Genomic DNA, 706 nt, shown 5'->3' on the forward strand with positions numbered 1-706 from the left:
ATGTTTAATTTTGCCAATTTTTATCAACTTATTGCCCAAGATACACGCCTACAGCCGTGGCTTAATGTTTTGCCACAGCAACTGACGGATTGGCAAAATGCAGAGCACGGTGATTTCGATCGTTGGTTGCGTGCGTTAAACAAAATTCCACAAGACGTGCCAGATCAAGTCGACCTGAAAAATTCAGTGACGATTGGTAGTTCTACGCCATACCACTCAGGTGAACTGAAAAAGCTAGAAAGCTTATTGAAGACGTTCCACCCATGGAGAAAGGGTCCTTATACCGTTCACGACATCCATATCGATACAGAGTGGCGCAGTGACTGGAAATGGGATCGTGTGCTTCCACATATTTCTCCATTGAAGAACCGCTCGGTGCTCGATGTTGGCTGTGGTAACGGCTACCACATGTGGCGCATGCTAGGTGAAGGGGCACGCTTAACTGTAGGTATTGATCCTTCTCACCTATTCTTAATTCAATTTGAAGCTATTCGTAAGTTAATGGGCAACGACCAACGTGCTCACCTTCTACCTTTAGGTATCGAACAGCTACCAAAACTTGAAGCCTATGACACAGTATTCAGCATGGGTGTGCTGTACCACCGTCGTTCTCCACTGGATCACCTTATTCAACTGAAGGACCAATTAGTGTCTGGCGGTGAATTAGTGCTTGAGACTCTAGTGATTGAAGGCGATGAGAACGCAG

At 45.8% G+C, this 706-nt stretch carries 1 protein-coding gene; it reads left to right on the forward strand.

All coding sequences use genetic code 11. The features are described 5' to 3' along the window. The coding region (cmoB, locus tag BCT81_RS03595) for a tRNA 5-methoxyuridine(34)/uridine 5-oxyacetic acid(34) synthase CmoB (RefSeq protein WP_102423256.1) at window positions 1-706 on the forward strand (706 nt) is incomplete at its 3' end.

This window comes from Vibrio sp. 10N.261.52.A1, assembly GCF_002876325.1.
Lineage (GTDB): Bacteria > Pseudomonadota > Gammaproteobacteria > Enterobacterales > Vibrionaceae > Vibrio > Vibrio chagasii.